Below are 18,058 nucleotides of genomic sequence, written 5' to 3' on the forward strand. Positions count from 1 at the left end.
ACACAAAAACTCACCAACTTAAAAATATTCCTTACCTTTGCCTTAAATAACTCACAAACTCAGAATAGAAATATGATTAAAATATTCGCAAACGACCAGGTTAAAAGTCTGGACATGTACACAATAGAAAACAAACCTATTGCGTCATCGGATTTGGTTGAAGAAGCAGCAATGGCATTTGTAAAGGAATTTTGCCTTCATTATTCTAAAATATCCAGAATAATAGTATTTGCCGGACAAGGCAAGAATGGAGCTGATGCTCTTGCCATTGCACGTATGCTAAATGATGAATCATATAAGGTTATAACATATCTGATTAATCCGACTAATTATCTGTGTCCGGAATGCGAAGAAAACAGAAGACGACTACTGAATCTTGAGCAGGCTGAATTCTTTGAAATACAAAAGGAATTTGTTCTGCCTACACTCACTGAGAGAGATGTCGTAATAGACGGTTTGTTCGGTACGGGATTGAACAAGCCATTAGAAGGCGGTTTTGCAGGACTTGTGAATTTCATTAACAATTCACCTGCAAAAGTGGTGTCTATCGACATTCCATCAGGACTTTTTGGCGAGGATAACAGAGGAAACAACATGAATGCCATAATCAAGGCAGACATGACGCTGACTTTCAATTATCCTAAACTATCTTTCTTGTTCCCTGAAAATGCTTGCTATGTTGGAGAATGGCAAATTATCAATGTTGATATTCTGCCGGAAATCATTGAAATGACTCCGACACGCTACAAGATGATTACCGAAGAAGATATGCAGCAGGTATATCATCCTCGCCCAAGATTTTCGCACAAAGGCACATATGGACATGCTCTGCTGATTGCCGGAAGCCGCGGAAAAATGGGTGCTGCAATGCTAAGTGCAAAAGCTTGTTTGAGAAGTGGTGTTGGACTTATAACTGCACATGTGCCAAAATGTGGAGAACAACTGATGCAAACATATATTCCGGAAGCTATGGTTGAAACAGACAAGCACAATGACCTGTTCACCGAAATACAGAATGTATCTGCTTTTTCAGCAATCGGAATTGGTCCTGGCATCGGTCAGGAAGTTGAATCGGCTGTTGCCCTCGACGAATTGTTCGACAAGGTTGACTCGCCAATGGTAATTGATGCTGACGCTCTGAATATCATTTCAAGCAACGAAAGCCTGCTTGGCAAAATTCCTGCAAACAGTATTCTTACTCCTCACCCGAAAGAGTTTGACAGACTTGCCGGACCGTCAAATTCTGCATACGAAAGAATGTTGAAAGCTTCTGAATTTGCAAAACGCTATAATTTAGGTATTGTATTGAAAGATGCATACACAGCAGTATGCACTCCGGAAGGTAATGTATATTTCAACTCATGCGGAAATCCGGGAATGGCTACAGCCGGAAGTGGAGATGTACTGACTGGTATAATTCTTGGATTCCTAGCACAGGGAATGGAGCCGAAAACTGCAGCTGTTTCAGGTGTGTTTATTCATGCTACTGCCGGTGATTTTGCTGCCGCAACTAAGAGTGAAGAAAGCATGATTGCAAGTGACATCACTGAAGCACTTGGAAAGGCTTTCAAATCGTTGAAACAAATTTGAATATAAGAAACGAGGTTTCAGATACAAGTTGACAAGTTTTTAATTTAAAAGCATCTTCTACCCTGCCTTGTCAACTTGTATCTGTAACCTTGTCAACTCAAATCATTCCCAAATCCTCAAACATAGGCTTATATATTGCTGCTTTCTCTTCCAAAGGTTTTGGATATGCTCTTGAAGAAGAAGGCATTCTGTAAAGCCGCATGTCACGCTCCATAAAACGAAATTCAGAATACGAACCAACTTCAGGCTCACGAACCGGTGGAAGAACAGACAAAAGAGTTTCCATTGCCTTTTCCCCTGTGACAACTATTGCACGGCATTCCGGAATGGATTCAAGGACTTGCTTAATATCTATCGGCTTAACTATTTTAAGGAATTTATCTGAAGCGTTTCCTTGCAGACGGACAATCTCAACGCCGGTGTCACCTATCGATATACCTTTTTCCATACAAAACGCCTTGGCTTTTTCTTCACTATATGCCTTTGGTGAATCCAGGAAATAATCTTTGTCCGAATAGAATATCAATCCTAATATTCTCCACATATCATTAAGTATATTCGGATAATAGAAATTCATTGACCAACGCTGGCGAGGTGGAGGAAAACTTCCCAGCATAAGAAGATGACTGTTTTTGGGAAGAAAGAAACCTAAAGGATGAACTTCTACATTCTGAGGCAAACACATATTCAGAAGTGGATATGGTTTTCCAAACGAATCATATTCGCTGCGCGATTCTGTCACGAAACCCATTTTCTTATAAAAAGCCAGTGCGGATTCGTTCTGTTCGTTTACCGTCACATAGCGAAGTCCGAACTTACTTATTGCCCATTCGATAAGTTTCCTGCCATAGCCTTTACCTATTATTTCAGGTGCAAGAAAAAGCATCTCAATATTTTCCTCATTGAAAGCTATAAATCCGTAAAGAGTTCCGCCATCATCAACAAGACCATAAGAGTTCATTTCCTTAAGATATTGGAAAACTATAGGTCGGTAAAACTCTATGTCTTCCTTTTTAAGAAAATCATGAGTTGCCTCGACCGAACGCTTCCAAACGTCGATTATCTGTAAATGATATTTTGATGTAAGCTTTTTTATTTTCATTTCTTCAAATTTGGTAGGAAATATGCAATCAATCCCAATAAAGGAGTGAAAGCTACTACATTATATACATATTCTATACCGTATGTATCTGCATAATTTCCGAGAACGGCAGATGCAATTCCCGCTACTCCGAATGCAAAGCCGAAAAATATACCGGAAATCATTCCTATTTTATACGGAAGAAGCTCCTGAGCATATACCAATATGGCAGGAAATGCAGATGAGAGTATGAATCCGATAATAAAGCTCAACACAACTGTTGCAGCAAGTCCGACATGTGGCATCAGCAAAGTGAACGGAGCAGAACCTAAAATAGAACCCCAGATTACATATTTACGTCCTATCTTGTCACCAATTGGACCTCCAAGTAATGTTCCCACAGCAGTTGCAAACAGGAATATAAACAGATAGTATTGAGAATCCTGTACAGAGACTCCGAATTTATGTATCAGATAAAATGTATAATAGCTGCGCAACGATTCCATATACACATACTTTGAGAAAATCAAAACAATTATTATACCGATAACAAAAACTGTTTTCCTAACGGATAATGGCATTGAAGCACCAGTATCGACTTTTTGTTTACGGCGCTGGTTCCATTCATTTATACGTGAAGCGTACCATCTGCATATAGGAATCATAAACAATATACCAGCTAAAGCTAAAATAGAAGAGAAAGAAGCATTATGCCTGCCATAAGGTGAAATGATCAAGGCTGTAATAAGAGGACCGAACGAGCCGCCCAAATTTCCTCCAACCTGGAAAAGAGACTGAGCTAGTCCACGTTTACCACCAGAAGCTAAAGCCGTCAGTCTTGATGCTTCCGGATGGAAAATTGAAGAACCAATACCAATCATTCCCACAGAAACTAGAATCATCCAGAACAAATCAGAATACGACAAAAGCAACAAACCTATAAAAATGAATCCCATTCCAACGGGTAAAGACCACGGTTTCTGATGGCGATCCATAACAATGCCGACAACGGGCTGAAACACTGATGCAGATATCTGATACACCATTGTTATCAAACCAATTTGAGCATAAGTCAACATCAACTCATCTTTAAGCAAAGGATAAACTGCCGTGATTATTGACTGCAATGTATCATTAATGCAATGAACAATACTCAAGAAAAACAATATCCCGAAAGCGGTATTTTCCGCATTTGCCTTGTTTGATTCAGCTACCATAAATATTATTACGAAAAATTATTTAGACTCATCTCACCACAAAAATAAAAAAGCAATCCCGGAAAACCAGGATTGCTTTTTTATCTCATTTCTAATTCCGATAGAATTATTTCTTACGGTTACCGTAACGGCTCATGAACTTATCAACACGTCCAGCTGTATCCACCAATTTAGATTTACCAGTGTAGAACGGGTGAGAAGTGTTAGAGATTTCCACTTTTACCAATGGATATTCAACACCGTCAACTACGATAGTTTCTTTTGCGTTGATTGTTGAACGAGTGATAAAGATGTCTTCGTTAGACATGTCCTTAAATACTACAGGACGATAATTTTCAGGATGAATACCTTTTTTCATTTCGCTTATTTTATTTTTAATTATACTCTAATGTTTTTGGTAACCGGTATATTCGGCTTGCAAAGGTATAGATAACTTACGAATAATCAAAGTTTCCTATATATTTTTTCACCACAAATAAAATTTGAATTATTTTAGTATGTTTGATAGCATATTTTTATGCAGAAAATTATATCTTTGTCTCAGATTTTTAATCATTAACGTAATAACATAATTATAGCTATGGTAAATTACAAAGATTTAGGCTTGGTAAACACAAGAGAAATGTTTGCTAAAGCAATCAAAGGCGGTTATGCTATCCCTGCATTCAACTTCAACAACATGGAACAGATGCAGGCAATCATCAAAGCTGCAGTTGAAACAAAATCACCTGTTATCTTGCAGGTATCAAAAGGTGCTCGTCAGTATGCAAACGCTACATTGTTGCGTTACATGGCTCAGGGTGCTGTAGAATATGCTAAAGAATTGGGTTGCGAAAATCCTCAGATCGTTCTTCACTTGGATCACGGTGATACATTCGAAACTTGCAAGAGCTGTATCGACTCAGGCTTCTCTTCTGTAATGATCGACGGTTCACACCTTCCATACGAAGAAAACGTTGCTTTGACTAAGAAAGTTGTTGATTATGCTCACCAGTTCGATGTAACTGTAGAAGGTGAACTTGGTGTATTGGCAGGTGTAGAAGACGAAGTATCTTCTGACCACCACACATATACAAACCCTGAAGAAGTTATCGACTTCGCTACTCGTACAGGTTGCGATTCATTGGCTATCTCAATCGGTACTTCTCACGGTGCTTACAAATTTACTCCAGAACAGTGCCACATTGACCCAGAAACTGGTCGTATGGTTCCTCCTCCATTGGCATTTGATGTATTGGATGCTGTTATGGAAAAACTTCCTGGTTTCCCAATCGTATTGCACGGTTCATCTTCAGTTCCACAGGATGAAGTTGATACTATCAACAAATATGGTGGTGCTTTGAAAGCTGCTATCGGTATTCCTGAAGAACAGTTGCGTAAAGCTGCTAAGTCTGCAGTTTGCAAAATCAACATCGACTCAGACTCTCGTTTGGCTATGACAGCTGCAGTTCGTAAAGTATTCGCTGAAAAACCAGCTGAATTCGACCCACGTAAATACTTGGGCCCAGCTCGCGACAACATGGAAAAACTTTACAAACATAAAATTATCAATGTATTGGGTTCAAACGACAAATTGTAATCCTTTACTGATATAAAATAATACAAGGGCATATCAATTATATTGGTATGCCCTTTCTTTTTTTATTTATATATTTGTATAACAACAAAAAACATGCACAGAACCACAACTTATGTGCACATTCCTTTACTTTTTACTTTGAGATTTGGAATGTTTGATTACTTTTGCAATCCGAGATAAAATGGAAACTTCGTTTCTGTTTGTATTTTCCTTAGTACAAATCTAATATTCTATAAAAATGAGTTTAAAAATTATCGTATTAGCGAAACAAGTTCCGGATACAAGAAATGTTGGAAAAGACGCTATGACTGCAGAAGGAACAGTTAACCGTTCTGCTTTACCTGCAATCTTCAACCCGGAAGATTTGAACGCTTTGGAACAGGCTTTACGCCTAAAAGACTCACACCCAGGCTCAACAGTAACATTGCTAACCATGGGTCCTGGACGTGCTGCAGAAATTATCCGCGAAGGCTTATATCGTGGTGCTGATAACGGATATTTGTTAACAGACAGAGCTTTTGCAGGTGCTGACACATTAGCTACATCTTATGCATTGGCAACAGCAATCAAGAAAATCGGTGAATATGATGTTATCATAGGTGGTCGTCAAGCTATCGATGGTGATACTGCACAGGTTGGACCTCAAGTTGCTGAAAAACTTGGATTGGCACAGATTACTTATGCAGAAGAAATCCTTAATGTTGACGAAACTGCAAAGCGAATAACAGTTAAACGCCACATCGACGGAGGTGTAGAAACAGTTGAAGGGCCACTGCCTCTAGTTATTACAGTAAATGGTTCGGCTGCACCTTGCCGCCCAAGAAATGCCAAGCTTGTGATGAAATATAAGTATGCTCTGGGTAATCAGGAAAAAACTCCTGCTTGCGGAAACTCAGAGACACAAGCACTGCCATACGCAGAATTGTATGAGAAACGTCCATATCTGAATATTCAGGAATGGAGTGTTTCAGATGTAAATGGAGATTTGAAACAATGCGGTTTGTCTGGTTCTCCAACAAAAGTAAAAGCTATTCAAAACATAGTTTTCCAGGCAAAAGAAAGCAAAACTCTTACAGCTTCTGATGAAGATATAGAAAATCTTATTGTAGAACTGTTGGGCAATCATACAATTGGCTAAATAAAGAAGATTTATTATGAATAATGTATATGTATATTGTGAACTTGAAGGTACAACAGTTGCCGATGTAAGTTTGGAACTGCTAACCAAAGGACGCAAATTGGCTAATCAACTGAATTGCCAATTGGAAGCTTTATTGATTGGCAGCGGATTAGATGGTGTGGAAAAACAGGTTTTGCCATATGGTGTTGACAAAGTACATATCTTTGACGCTCCTGAATTATTCCCTTATACCTCTCTGCCTCATGCTTCAATTCTAATTAACCTATTCAAAGAAGAAAAGCCTCAGATCTGCCTAATGGGTGCTACAGTTATTGGCCGCGACCTTGGTCCACGTGTTTCTTCTGCCCTGACTAGCGGATTGACAGCAGACTGTACATCTCTTGAAATTGGTCCTCATGAAGATAAAAGAGCCGGAAAGACTTATGAAAATCTGCTTTATCAGATTCGTCCTGCTTTCGGCGGTAATATCGTAGCAACTATCATCAACCCTGAACATCGCCCACAGATGGCTACAGTTCGCGAAGGTGTAATGAAGAAAGAAATCTTGGACGAAAACTATAAGGGAGAAGTTATCAAACATGAGGTTTCAAAATATGTAAACGACACTGACTTCGTAGTAAAAGTTATCGAACGTCATGTTGAAAAAGCAAAACATAATCTGAAAGGCTCACCTATTGTAATTGCCGGTGGTTATGGTATGGGTTCAAAGGAAAACTTTGACATGCTTTATGAACTAGCAAAAGAACTTCATGGTGAGGTTGGTGCCAGCCGTGCCGCTGTTGATGCTGGATTTTGCGAACACGACCGCCAGATTGGTCAGACTGGTGTAACTGTTCGTCCTAAATTATATATCGCTTGTGGTATTTCCGGACAGATTCAACATATCGCCGGAATGCAGGATGCCGGAATAATCATCTCTATCAATAACGACGAGAATGCTCCTATCAACGCTATTGCTGATTATGTTATTAATGGCAATGTTGAGGAAGTAGTTCCGAAGTTGATTAAGTATTATAAGAAAAATAGTAAATAAGTTTAGGAAGTTATAATGAGTTATAGAATATAAAAGGAGTAGAAATGCATAAATCCTTTATAACTTCCAATAACTCCATAAAATAATAAAAACTATATGGCAAATTACTATACCTCCATCCCTGAACTCAAGTATCACTTGAACAATCCTATGATGGAAAGAATCTGCGAACTGAAAGAACGCGGATATAAAGATAAAGAAGAATATGACTATGCTCCGCAGGATTATGCTGATGCATTGGATTCATATGACAAAGTACTGGAAATAACTGGTGAAATCACAGGTGAAATCATCGCACCAAATGCTGAAGGTGTTGACGAAGAAGGACCACATTGCGCAAACGGTCGTGTGGAGTATGCTTCTGGCACAAAACAGAATTTGGATGCTATGGTTAAGGCTGGATTGAACGGAATGACAATGCCTCGCCGTTTCGGAGGCTTAAACTTCCCTATCACTCCTTACACAATGTGTGCTGAAATTGTTGCTGCAGCTGACGCCGGATTCGGAAATATCTGGTCATTGCAGGACTGCATCGAAACATTGTATGAATTCGGTAACGAAGATCAGCACAGCCGTTTCATTCCTAGAATTTGTGCAGGCGAAACAATGTCAATGGACTTGACTGAGCCTGATGCTGGTTCTGACTTGCAGAGCGTAATGTTGAAAGCAACATTCGACGAAAAAGAAAACTGTTGGAGACTTAACGGTGTGAAGCGTTTTATCACAAATGGTGACGCAGATTTGCACCTTGTTTTGGCTCGTTCAGAAGAAGGAACAAGAGACGGACGTGGTTTGTCAATGTTCATCTATGACAAACGTGACGGTGGTGTAGATGTTCGCCGTATCGAAAACAAACTTGGTATCCACGGTTCACCAACATGCGAACTTGTATATAAAAATGCAAAAGCTGAATTATGTGGCGACAGAAAGCTTGGTTTGATTAAATACGTGATGGCATTGATGAATGGCGCACGCCTTGGTATTGCAGCTCAGTCTGTAGGTTTGAGCCAGGCTGCATACAATGAAGCTTTGGCTTATGCTAAAGACCGTAAGCAGTTCGGCAAGGCAATCATCGAATTCCCTGCTGTATATGATATGCTTGCAACTATCAAAGCCAAACTTGATGCAGGTCGTGCATTGCTTTATCAAACATCTCGTTATGTTGATATATACAAAGCTTTGGATGATATTGCTCGCGAACGCAAACTTACTCCTGAAGAAAAACAGGAACAGAAACGCTACGCAAAACTTGCAGACAGCTTCACTCCTCTTGCAAAAGGTATGAACTCTGAATATGCAAACCAGAATGCTTATGATTGTATACAGGTTCACGGTGGTTCTGGATTTATGATGGAATATGCTTGTCAGCGTATATACAGAGATGCTCGCATCACAAGTATTTACGAAGGAACAACACAGTTGCAAACTGTAGCAGCTATACGCTATGTTACTAACGGAGCTTATGCAGCAACAATGCATGAATATGAAATGATTCCTTGCGCTCCTGAATTCGAAGGATTGATGAACCGAGTGAAAGATATGGCTCGTAAATTCGAAGCTTGCACAAATGCAGTCAAAGAAGCGCAGAACCAGGAATTACTTGATTTCGTTGCACGTAGACTTATGGAAATGGCTGCTGTAACTTTGATGAGCCATTTGCTTATACAGGATGCAACCAAAGCTCCTGAAATGTTTACAGAATCAGCGAACGTATATATTAATTATGCAGAATCAGAAATTGAAAAACATTTCAATTTTATCCGTAAATTTGAGGCTGAAGAATTATCAAACTATAGAAAGTCATAATTAAAAATTTAAGGTTATGCAGTTAAGTAAGAATTTATCAGAAGCATTCAACGCACAAGTGAATGCTGAAATGTGGTCATCAAATTTGTACCTGTCAATGGCTGTTTATTTCAAGAAACAAGGGTTGAACGGTTTTGCACACTGGATGCAGAAACAGGCAGATGAAGAGTTGGAACATGCACATGACATGATAGATTTCTGCCTTGACAGAGGTGGCTATATCGAAATTCAGCAGGTTAATGTTGTTCCTTCAGGTTGGGGTAGCGCATTAGAAGTTTTCGAACATGTGTACAAACACGAAACTTATGTTTCTGAATTGATAGACAAAATGGTTGACATAGCAGAATCTGATAAAGACCATGCAGCTAAAGATTTCCTTTACAAATATGTAAGAGAACAGGTTGAAGAAGAATCTACTGCTAAATCAATAGTTGATCAGCTTAAGAATTATGGTGAATGTCATTTAGGCATTATGGATCATAAACTAGGCAAAAGATAAGGAATAATATTTCTTATAATATAAAAGTTCCCGGATATATGGATATAAATTATATTTCATATATTCGGGAACTTTTATATTATATAATTAATTATTTTGTATGACTAGAATTGGCTTACTATCAGACACGCATGCATATTGGGATGAAAAATACCATAAATATTTTATGGAATGTGATGAAATATGGCATGCTGGAGATATCGGCTCTGAAACTCTAATAAAAAAACTTGCAGAAATAAAACCAGTAAGAGCTGTATACGGAAATATTGATGGACAAAACATAAGAATGGATTTTCCTAAAGTTGCAGTATTCACTATAGAAAAAGTAAAGGTTCTCATGACTCATATAGGTGGCTATCCAGGAAAATATAATCCGGAAATAAAGCCTATTATTAATTCAGAAAAGCCTAATCTATTTATATCTGGACATTCACACATTCTAAAGGTTATGTTTGACAAAAAGCTGAATTGTCTGCATATAAATCCTGGAGCTGCAGGAAAAACAGGTTTTCATAAAGTTCGTACATTGGTTAGATTTTCAATAGAACAAGACAAAATAAAAGATTTGGAAGTTATAGAACTCGAATAATAAGTAAGATTCTACTAATCTGCATTACGATATTGTTCTGCAAGCATTATGGTATTTGACAAATAAGAATATTCCTCATTGAAATATTCACTAAAAATACCATTTTCAATATCAGATTTTATCTGTCCAAAAGTCCATAACTTTCCGTTACTAATGTTCAAATCTGCCAGTTGAGAATTAGTAACATTAACCATATACAAAGAAACCTGATGTTTTACCTTCTCAGTTTCATGTATATAACGAACCAACAGATGGGGAACAATGGAATATTTATCCATTAAATTTGCAGCAAGACTGTAAAGAGAATCCTCTATTGTTTGTCTGAATTTAATATGACAATATAATGGAGTGTCCCATTTCCCTGGGGAAACATAAGCTCGGAAATCCCGTCTTGTCAAGAACAATTTGCCATCACAGACAATCATTACACGCAAAACCGGATGATAATACTTTTTAGGAACAGATTTACTTACAGAACTAGCTATTCTTCCTATAACACGACCTTCGTCGCTAAGCACAGGTAACCAAGTTTCATTCTCCAACTGATATAAAAGAAGAAATAATCGTAACTGTTCAAATAAAATTATACAAATACCAATTATAACAGGAAGTGACCTCAACAAAAAACGTTCAAATGTTATTGACTGCATACTGTCGGGCAACAAACCATAAACCAGAACAGAAAACAAATGAATCATATAAATACGTTTCACTATTGGGGCAATAAAATAGAACTCGTTAAGCAAATTTCGCATCCTATTCTTCTCAAATTTGTTTGCTTCCGATTCACGTATCAAACGAAACATTCTCTGTTTGAAAATTCCTGCAACAGCAAGAACTCCAACCAACAACAACTCAATAACTAAAGAGGAATAAACATATAAAATTGGATATATACGCAAACACATGAAAAGGGAATAGAGAATAAATGTTGCAATCGTCGGCACAAGCATATACATATATTTCCTGTCCTTGCGTAAAAGGTAATAAGCAAAAAAACTTATAACACAAAACGCTACAGCAACAACAAAGGACAATCTGTAATCAAAATAATTGTCCAGAAACATAAACAGTATTATAGACAAAAGTCCTATAGACTGATTCTCTATTCCCTTTTTTAGCCATTTCATGTTTTTCATCTCCTATTTCATCAACTAGCGTCTTTTAGGAGAAAACATTTTTAACAGGCAAAAAGTTCAGAAATCAAACATGTTTCTCTGCATGATATGAGGAACGAACCAAAGGGGCACTTTCCACACATTTGAAGCCTTTTTCCAAGCCTATTGTTTTATACTTTTCAAACTGCTGAGGATGAATATATTCCACAACCGGTATATTTTTGCGTGATGGTTGAAGATATTGTCCGATAGTCAATACTGAAACTCCACATTTCAACACATCGTCCATCAATTCCAGAACTTCTTCTTCTGTTTCTCCCAAGCCCACCATTATTCCGGTTTTGGCAGTGATTCCTCGTGAAGCAATACGTTCAAGGACTGAAAGGCTAACCTCATATTTCGCTGCACTGCGAACTGTAGGACTGATACGGCTCACTGTTTCCATATTGTGAGAGATTATTTCCGGTTGAGCGTCAATAACCATATCAACCAAATCCAATCGTCCCTGGAAATCCGGAATAAGAACTTCCAATGTTGTAGCCGGATTGACTTCCTTGATTTTACGGATTGTTGCCGCCCAATGAGAAGCCCCAAGGTCTGGCAAATCATCTCTGTCAACCGAAGTTACAACCGCATGTTTCAGATTCATCAGACGCACGCTTTCTGCCACATTCTCCGGCTCTTTTGGATTTAGCGGGAGTGGTTTTCCAGTAAGAGTATTACAGAAACGGCATGAACGAGTGCAAATCTCACCGCCAATCATAAATGTAGCTGTTCCTCTGCTCCAACATTCACCCATATTCGGGCATTTGCCACTTGTGCAAATAGTATGCAGACAATGAGATTCGACGATTCTCTTTGTCTGCGTAAACTGTTCGTTGCCACGAAGCCGGATTTTCAACCAATCCGGCTTCTTTACATGTTCTGCCATTATAAATTATCGAATAAATAATTAGACATTTTTGTGTACAGATGGAATCTAGTGTTTCCACCAGATATGCCATGATTTCTGTCTCTATAGACATGCATATCGAACTGCTTGTTTGCCTGAACTAGAGCTTCGGCATAATCCATTGTCTGTTTGAAATGCACATTGTCGTCAGCTGTACCATGGATAAGCAACAGTTTTCCCTGAAGTTCTTTGACACGCTTCAATGGAGAAGTCAAGTCATAACCACGTTGATTTTCCTGTGGTGTACGCATGAAGCGCTCAGTATATACAGTGTCATAATATCTCCAGTCTGTTGGAGGTGCAACTGCAATTCCGACCTTAAATGTACCTTTTCCCACTGTCAAAGCCATCAATGTGTTGTAACCACCAAAGCTCCATCCCCAGATAGCCATTCTGTCGCCGTCCACATAAGGCAACTCTGCCAATGCATGAGCAGCTTCAACCTGGTCTTTTGATTCCAAATCACCCATGTTCATATAAGTGCATTTTCTGAAGGCTTCACCTCTGGCACCTGTACCACGGCCGTCAACACAGACAACTAAGATATCTTTTGTTGAAAGATAACGTTCCCAGTCGAATGAGTAAGAATCCAGAACCTGCTGTGAATTTGGTCCGCTATATTGGAACATCAGAACAGGATAGCGTTTGTTTTCATCAAAATTCAATGGTTTCACCATCCAGGCATTCAGTTCAACACCCGAAGCTGTATTCACAGTAAAGAACTCTTTCTTTGCAAAGTTATATTTTGCCAGACGTTCATTCAATGCCGCATTGTCCTGCAATGTTCTCAAAACCTTCTTTGTCTTGGTTTCGTTTACAGTGATTTTCATCGGAGTGTTCGCATTTGAGTAACGGTTCACATAATATGCGAAGTTTGCACTGAACTGAGCATTATTTGTTCCTTTCTCAGTTGACAATTTTGTTTTCACTCCTTTTGCGTCAATTTTATAAACGGCACGCTGCATTGGGCTTTCTTCGGCAGATTCATAATATACTGTTTTTGTAGCCTCGTCGATTCCCAACAGCTGAGTGACGTCCCAATTTCCTTTTGTTACCTGACGCTGCATTACACCGGTTGGAGAATACATATAAATATGTGAATATCCGTCCTGCTCGCTAACATAAAGGAAACCATTGTTCAAGAACTGAATTGACTTCAACCATTCTGAATCTACATAACATTTGTTTTCCTCACGAAGAATCAATCTTGAAACGCCGCTCTTCGGATTCACATAATACATATTGAACAGATTCTGCTGACGATTCAAAGTCATAACAGCCAATTGGTCAGAATTCTTAGTAAATGTTATGCGTGGGATATATCCGTCTTCGTCAAGTGGAACATCCAGATGTTTTGTGTCACGAGTCTGGACGCAATATGAATGCAATGTCACTGTTGAGTTCTTCTCTCCAGCTTTAGGATATTTGAAATTATAATAAGAAGGATATGTTCCTTCACCATACATCTGCATTGAATATTCCTTCACGTCAGATTCATCTGAACGTACGAATGCAAGATATTCACTGTCCGGCGACCATGCCATAAGATTTGTTACGGCAAATTCTTCTTCATATACCCAATCAGTTATACCATTCAGAATTTTATTCAATTCACCATCTTTGGTTACCTGCACCTCTGTATCGAAATCGAATTTGCGAATCCAGATATTGTTATCGCGAACAAAAGCACACATTCTTCCATCCGGAGAATATGTAGGAATCATCAGTTTGCTTTTTGATTCAGAAATCGGTTTTACATAATTACGGCGAACATCATAGTCATACACTACAGATTTGAACGAACGTCTGTAGATTGGTTCTGTTTCACACCACACCATAATGTGATGTCCGGTGCTGCTTATTTCATAACCGTCAAACTTGTCAAACGTACATTCGCGTGCTGTATTGACATTGAACAGTGTATCAACTGCATTACCTGAGCGATAAGAGTATTTTATAATCATACTTCGCTCATTGTTCATTGCTGTATAATATTCACCATCGGGAAGCGAACGCATTTCCCCTACTGATGTAACCTGACGGAATTTTCCACCGGTTATATCTTTCAATTCCACCGGTTTTCCTCCATTCTGCGCACATAATGCATTTGCACAGAAAACAAACAATACTGATACTAATTTTAATCGTTTCATTGATATATTTGATTTTGAAACAAAGGTAGTGTTTTTAAAAGGGATACTATAATTTTTAATTATGTTTTTGAATTTCTCGACTCATATCACTCTTAACTCAATCAAAGCATTTATAAACTATGTAAAAAACATCCGAAACAACAAATAAAACCCTTCGAAGCTATTTTTCACAGGACTATATATATTTCTCCGTCGGTCCGTATATATTTCTTCGTGGGTCCGTATATATTTCGACGCAGGTCTATATGTATTTAACTCTAGTTTCGCTGATTCAAACTTATATGAGTTAAAGAAGTTATATAAAGTCATGGCTCTGCAGCGAAACTTAAGTTTTTAAAATTTGAAGTTAACAAAGTAAAGATGTGTAACATTTGTTCACACAAAAGTCCTTTTTCATTATCTTCTCTATTTATTTCAAAGCAAAAACAGTTCAAATGTATATTAAACACACAATTATACAAACAAATCAGAAAAGCAATACTTTAAATAAGGTATTTTTTATGTTTGAAAATATAAAATTGTTACCTAAAAGTTTCATTATTTATTTCTTGTATCGTAAAAAATAATATGTACATTTGCCGTGCTATTTTGCAATGTCGAGTTTACAAATATGAACAGAAATATAAATCATGCCGGAGTTGTTGTGCGTATTGAAAACGATATTATATATGTAAAAATACTGCAGCAGTCGGCTTGCTCTGGATGTCATGCAAAATCTGTATGCAACGCATCCGAAAGCAAAGAAAAAATAATTGAAGTGGAAGACCACACAGGCGAATACCACATAGGAGAACAGGTTTCCATATGCGGCGAAACCTCGCTTGGCCTTCAAGCTGTTTTTCTAGCTTTTGTTATACCTCTATTCATTCTTCTTGCATCAATAGCCATAGGAACATGGTTGGGATATAGCGAAACAACAACCGGTCTGGCAGGATTGGCTATGCTTATACCTTATTATTTCATATTATATAAGCTTAGAGACAGACTGAAAAAACAATTCGTTTTCAAACTTGGGAAATTTTAATGATAAAAAAACATGATTATAATTGCTATTATTTCATTAGGAATTATTGGTGCTGCGGGTGCGTTGCTGCTTTATGTAGTTTCGAAGAAATTCGAAGTTTATGAAGACCCTCGCATTGCGCAAGTACAAGAAGTTCTGCCCGGTGCAAACTGCGGAGGATGCGGTTATCCGGGATGTTCTGGTTTTGCAGGAGCTTGTGTAAAGGCTGACTCACTTGACGGTCTGTTATGTCCTGTAGGAGGTGCTCCTGTAATGTCAAAAGTAGCGGCTATTTTGGGTAAAGAGGCAAAGGCTGCCGAACCAATGGTTGCAGTTGTTCGCTGCAACGGTACTTGCCAGGCTCGCCCAAAGACCAACACTTATGACGGAACAAAGAGTTGTGCAATCGCAACATCACTTTATGGCGGAGAAACCGGATGTAGTTTCGGTTGTCTTGGCTATGGCGATTGTGTGAAAGCATGTAATTTTGATGCAATACACATCAATCCAGAAACAGGAATCGCAACAGTTGATGAAGAAAAATGTACATCTTGTGGAGCTTGTGTCAAAGCTTGTCCTAAAAACATCATCGAATTGCGTAAGAAAGGTCCGAAATCACGCCGTATTTTTGTCAGCTGCGTGAACAAGGATAAAGGAGCTGTTGCACGCAAAGCCTGCAGCAATGCTTGTATCGGCTGCGGAAAATGTGCAAAAGAATGTCCGTTTGAAGCAATCACTGTTGAAAACAATGTTGCTTACATCGATTTCAACAAGTGCCGTATGTGTCGTAAATGTGTTGCCGTGTGTCCTACAGGAGCAATCCATGAATTGAATTTCCCTCCACGCAAAGAGCCGGCACCTGAAGCAGCTAAAGAAGCTGTAGCAGCAAAACCACAAGCAGCTACAACTGCAGAAAATAAAGAAGAAAGTAAAAATCAACAATAAAATCATAATAGTATGCTAAAGACATTTCGAATCGGAGGTATTCACCCACCCGAAAATAAATTGTCTGCCGGTAAAAAAATTACCGCACTGGCTGCACCCAAACAAGTTATTATCCCTTTGAGTCAACATATCGGTGCCCCTGCGCAGGCTGTGGTTAAGAAAGGTGATGTTGTAAAAGTTGGAACTCTTCTGGCTAAAGCCGGAGGTTTTGTTTCTGCAAACATTCACTCATCAGTTTCCGGTAAAGTAAACAAAATAGATAATGCAATCGATGCCAGCGGATACAAACGTCCGGCTATTTTCATTGACGTTGAAGGTGATGAATGGGAAGAAAGCATCGACAGAAGCGAGACTATAATCAAGGAATGTAATCTTTCTTCAAAAGAAATTATTGATAAAATCTCGGAAGCAGGTGTCGTTGGTATGGGAGGTGCAACTTTCCCTACTCACGTAAAACTTTTGCCTCCTCCGGGAAGCAAGGCTGAAGTTGTTATTGTAAACGCTGTTGAGTGCGAACCATATCTGACTTCTGACCACTCGTTAATGCTTGATAAAGGCGAAGAAATTCTTATCGGTCTGACTATACTGATGAAAGCTGTAAATGTAAGCAAAGCTGTTATCGGTATTGAAAACAATAAACCGGATGCTATTTCGCACCTCACAAAACTTGCATCACAATATAAAGGTATAGAAATTATGCCTTTGAAAGTTCAATATCCTCAAGGTGGAGAAAAGCAGTTGATTGATGCAGTAATCGGCAAGCAGGTAAAGAGTGGAGCTCTTCCTATTTCAACCGGAGCTATTGTCCAGAACGTAGGAACTGTGTATGCTGTTTACGAAGCTGTTCAGAAAAACAAACCTTTGTTTGAACGAATCGTAACCGTAACAGGTAAGGCTTTGAAATCTCCATCAAATTTCCGTGTAAGAATGGGTACACCTATCAGCGTTCTGATTGAAGCTGCAGGCGGTGTTCCAGAGAATACCGGTAAAATAATAGGTGGTGGTCCGATGATGGGTAAAGCTTTGATTAGTGCAGAAGTTCCTGTATGCAAAGGAAGTTCCGGAATATTATTGCTTACTAAAGAAGAATCTGTTCGCAAACCTATGCACGACTGTATCAGATGTGCAAAATGTGTAAATGCATGTCCAATGGGACTTAATCCTGCATTCCTGATGAAAGCAACTGTTTTCAAGAATTGGGAAATGGCAGAAAGCGAACATATACAAGATTGTATCGAATGTGGTTCATGTAGCTTCACTTGTCCTGCCAATCGTCCTCTGTTGGATAACATCCGCGTAGGTAAAGGTAAAGTGATGGGCATAATAAGAGCTAGAAAATCGTAACTTTAAGG

16 protein-coding genes and 1 pseudogene are annotated in these 18,058 nt (G+C 38.6%); 10 read left to right on the forward strand and 7 right to left on the reverse strand.

Going from position 1 to position 18,058, the window contains the following annotated elements:
• The first annotated feature begins 72 nt into the window (after nucleotides 1–72).
• On the forward strand, nucleotides 73–1,590 hold the full coding sequence (locus ACYIAR_RS06600) for an NAD(P)H-hydrate dehydratase (RefSeq protein WP_480332852.1): 1,518 nt from the start codon (nucleotides 73–75) through the stop codon (nucleotides 1,588–1,590).
• Nucleotides 1,591–1,687: 97 nt separating this feature from the next.
• Here ACYIAR_RS06600 and ACYIAR_RS06605 read toward each other — a convergent pair whose 3' ends face one another.
• The 4 genes and pseudogenes from ACYIAR_RS06605 to ACYIAR_RS06620 form a co-directional block, all read right to left on the reverse strand.
• Complete coding sequence (locus tag ACYIAR_RS06605) at nucleotides 1,688–2,275, reverse strand: uracil-DNA glycosylase family protein (RefSeq protein WP_480333570.1); 588 nt, start codon at nucleotides 2,273–2,275, stop codon at nucleotides 1,688–1,690.
• 54 nt (nucleotides 2,276–2,329) lie between these two features.
• A pseudogene (locus ACYIAR_RS06610) lies at nucleotides 2,330–2,692 on the reverse strand (GNAT family N-acetyltransferase); the annotation flags it as partial.
• Nucleotides 2,689–3,888: an MFS transporter gene (locus ACYIAR_RS06615; protein WP_480332854.1), complete on the reverse strand. Its 1,200-nt coding sequence runs from the start codon at nucleotides 3,886–3,888 to the stop codon at nucleotides 2,689–2,691. The pseudogene ACYIAR_RS06610 and the gene ACYIAR_RS06615, both read right to left, overlap by 4 nt.
• 106 nt (nucleotides 3,889–3,994) lie before the next feature.
• Complete coding sequence (locus tag ACYIAR_RS06620; RefSeq protein ID WP_480332856.1) at nucleotides 3,995–4,246, reverse strand: type B 50S ribosomal protein L31; 252 nt, start codon at nucleotides 4,244–4,246, stop codon at nucleotides 3,995–3,997.
• Between the two features lie 222 nt (nucleotides 4,247–4,468).
• Here ACYIAR_RS06620 and ACYIAR_RS06625 point away from each other — a divergent pair, with 222 nt between their 5' ends.
• From ACYIAR_RS06625 to ACYIAR_RS06650, 6 genes are all read left to right on the forward strand, one after another.
• Nucleotides 4,469–5,467, forward strand: coding sequence for a class II fructose-bisphosphate aldolase (locus tag ACYIAR_RS06625; RefSeq protein WP_480332858.1), 999 nt, complete (start codon nucleotides 4,469–4,471; stop codon nucleotides 5,465–5,467).
• Nucleotides 5,468–5,705: 238 nt separating this feature from the next.
• The gene (locus ACYIAR_RS06630) at nucleotides 5,706–6,605 is read left to right on the forward strand and encodes an electron transfer flavoprotein subunit beta/FixA family protein (RefSeq protein WP_480332860.1); all 900 of its coding nucleotides are present in this window, start codon (nucleotides 5,706–5,708) and stop codon (nucleotides 6,603–6,605) included.
• A 16-nt stretch (nucleotides 6,606–6,621) separates the two neighbouring features.
• Entirely contained in the window at nucleotides 6,622–7,641 is a 1,020-nt protein-coding gene (locus ACYIAR_RS06635; protein WP_480332862.1) for an electron transfer flavoprotein subunit alpha/FixB family protein, read from the forward strand.
• A gap of 96 nt (nucleotides 7,642–7,737) precedes the next feature.
• A complete protein-coding gene (locus tag ACYIAR_RS06640; protein ID WP_480332864.1) occupies nucleotides 7,738–9,447 on the forward strand; it encodes an acyl-CoA dehydrogenase family protein in 1,710 nt (569 codons plus the stop codon).
• 16 nt (nucleotides 9,448–9,463) lie between these two features.
• Nucleotides 9,464–9,946, forward strand: a complete 483-nt coding sequence (locus ACYIAR_RS06645) for a ferritin (protein ID WP_480332866.1) — start codon at nucleotides 9,464–9,466, stop codon at nucleotides 9,944–9,946.
• A gap of 100 nt (nucleotides 9,947–10,046) precedes the next feature.
• Nucleotides 10,047–10,535, forward strand: a complete 489-nt coding sequence (locus ACYIAR_RS06650) for a metallophosphoesterase family protein (protein WP_480332868.1) — start codon at nucleotides 10,047–10,049, stop codon at nucleotides 10,533–10,535.
• Nucleotides 10,536–10,549: 14 nt separating this feature from the next.
• Here the strand turns inward: ACYIAR_RS06650 and ACYIAR_RS06655 are convergent, their stop codons facing one another.
• The 3 genes from ACYIAR_RS06655 to ACYIAR_RS06665 all read right to left on the reverse strand — a co-directional run bounded on the left by ACYIAR_RS06655 (nucleotide 10,550) and on the right by ACYIAR_RS06665 (nucleotide 14,758).
• Nucleotides 10,550–11,665, reverse strand: coding sequence for a hypothetical protein (locus ACYIAR_RS06655; RefSeq protein ID WP_480332870.1), 1,116 nt, complete (start codon nucleotides 11,663–11,665; stop codon nucleotides 10,550–10,552).
• 73 nt (nucleotides 11,666–11,738) lie between these two features.
• Entirely contained in the window at nucleotides 11,739–12,584 is an 846-nt protein-coding gene (gene lipA, locus ACYIAR_RS06660; RefSeq protein WP_480332872.1) for a lipoyl synthase, read from the reverse strand.
• Nucleotides 12,584–14,758 (reverse strand): S9 family peptidase, encoded by a 2,175-nt coding sequence (locus ACYIAR_RS06665; protein ID WP_480332874.1) that lies wholly within the window; start codon nucleotides 14,756–14,758, stop codon nucleotides 12,584–12,586. The genes lipA and ACYIAR_RS06665 overlap by 1 nt, the downstream gene beginning before the upstream one ends.
• A 610-nt stretch (nucleotides 14,759–15,368) precedes the next feature.
• Here ACYIAR_RS06665 and ACYIAR_RS06670 point away from each other — a divergent pair.
• Genes ACYIAR_RS06670 through rsxC form a run of 3 tightly spaced genes read left to right on the forward strand, consistent with a single transcriptional unit; the run spans nucleotide 15,369 to nucleotide 18,050 of the window.
• Nucleotides 15,369–15,782, forward strand: coding sequence for a SoxR reducing system RseC family protein (locus tag ACYIAR_RS06670; RefSeq protein WP_480332876.1), 414 nt, complete (start codon nucleotides 15,369–15,371; stop codon nucleotides 15,780–15,782).
• A 12-nt stretch (nucleotides 15,783–15,794) separates the two neighbouring features.
• The gene (locus ACYIAR_RS06675; RefSeq protein ID WP_480332878.1) at nucleotides 15,795–16,706 is read left to right on the forward strand and encodes a Fe-S cluster domain-containing protein; all 912 of its coding nucleotides are present in this window, start codon (nucleotides 15,795–15,797) and stop codon (nucleotides 16,704–16,706) included.
• 12 nt (nucleotides 16,707–16,718) lie between these two features.
• On the forward strand, nucleotides 16,719–18,050 hold the full coding sequence (rsxC, locus tag ACYIAR_RS06680) for an electron transport complex subunit RsxC (RefSeq protein ID WP_480332879.1): 1,332 nt from the start codon (nucleotides 16,719–16,721) through the stop codon (nucleotides 18,048–18,050).
• Nucleotides 18,051–18,058: the final 8 nt, after the last annotated feature.

It is taken from the genome of Parabacteroides sp. KHUB-01 (genome assembly GCF_056640935.1).

Bases quoted from the DNA above. Each gene is read 5' to 3' on its own strand.
- ACYIAR_RS06650 (WP_480332868.1), top strand. From the start codon at position 10,047: ATGACTAGAATTGGCTTACTATCAGACACGCATGCATATTGGGATGAA.
- ACYIAR_RS06665 (WP_480332874.1), bottom strand. From the start codon at position 14,758: ATGAAACGATTAAAATTAGTATCAGTATTGTTTGTTTTCTGTGCAAAT.
- lipA (WP_480332872.1), bottom strand. From the start codon at position 12,584: ATGGCAGAACATGTAAAGAAGCCGGATTGGTTGAAAATCCGGCTTCGT.
- ACYIAR_RS06615 (WP_480332854.1), bottom strand. From the start codon at position 3,888: ATGGTAGCTGAATCAAACAAGGCAAATGCGGAAAATACCGCTTTCGGG.
- rsxC (WP_480332879.1), top strand. From the start codon at position 16,719: ATGCTAAAGACATTTCGAATCGGAGGTATTCACCCACCCGAAAATAAA.
- ACYIAR_RS06630 (WP_480332860.1), top strand. From the start codon at position 5,706: ATGAGTTTAAAAATTATCGTATTAGCGAAACAAGTTCCGGATACAAGA.
- ACYIAR_RS06645 (WP_480332866.1), top strand. From the start codon at position 9,464: ATGCAGTTAAGTAAGAATTTATCAGAAGCATTCAACGCACAAGTGAAT.
- ACYIAR_RS06655 (WP_480332870.1), bottom strand. From the start codon at position 11,665: ATGAAATGGCTAAAAAAGGGAATAGAGAATCAGTCTATAGGACTTTTG.
- ACYIAR_RS06675 (WP_480332878.1), top strand. From the start codon at position 15,795: ATGATTATAATTGCTATTATTTCATTAGGAATTATTGGTGCTGCGGGT.
- ACYIAR_RS06605 (WP_480333570.1), bottom strand. From the start codon at position 2,275: ATGTGTTTGCCTCAGAATGTAGAAGTTCATCCTTTAGGTTTCTTTCTT.
- ACYIAR_RS06620 (WP_480332856.1), bottom strand. From the start codon at position 4,246: ATGAAAAAAGGTATTCATCCTGAAAATTATCGTCCTGTAGTATTTAAG.
- ACYIAR_RS06600 (WP_480332852.1), top strand. From the start codon at position 73: ATGATTAAAATATTCGCAAACGACCAGGTTAAAAGTCTGGACATGTAC.
- ACYIAR_RS06640 (WP_480332864.1), top strand. From the start codon at position 7,738: ATGGCAAATTACTATACCTCCATCCCTGAACTCAAGTATCACTTGAAC.
- ACYIAR_RS06625 (WP_480332858.1), top strand. From the start codon at position 4,469: ATGGTAAATTACAAAGATTTAGGCTTGGTAAACACAAGAGAAATGTTT.
- ACYIAR_RS06670 (WP_480332876.1), top strand. From the start codon at position 15,369: ATGAACAGAAATATAAATCATGCCGGAGTTGTTGTGCGTATTGAAAAC.
- ACYIAR_RS06635 (WP_480332862.1), top strand. From the start codon at position 6,622: ATGAATAATGTATATGTATATTGTGAACTTGAAGGTACAACAGTTGCC.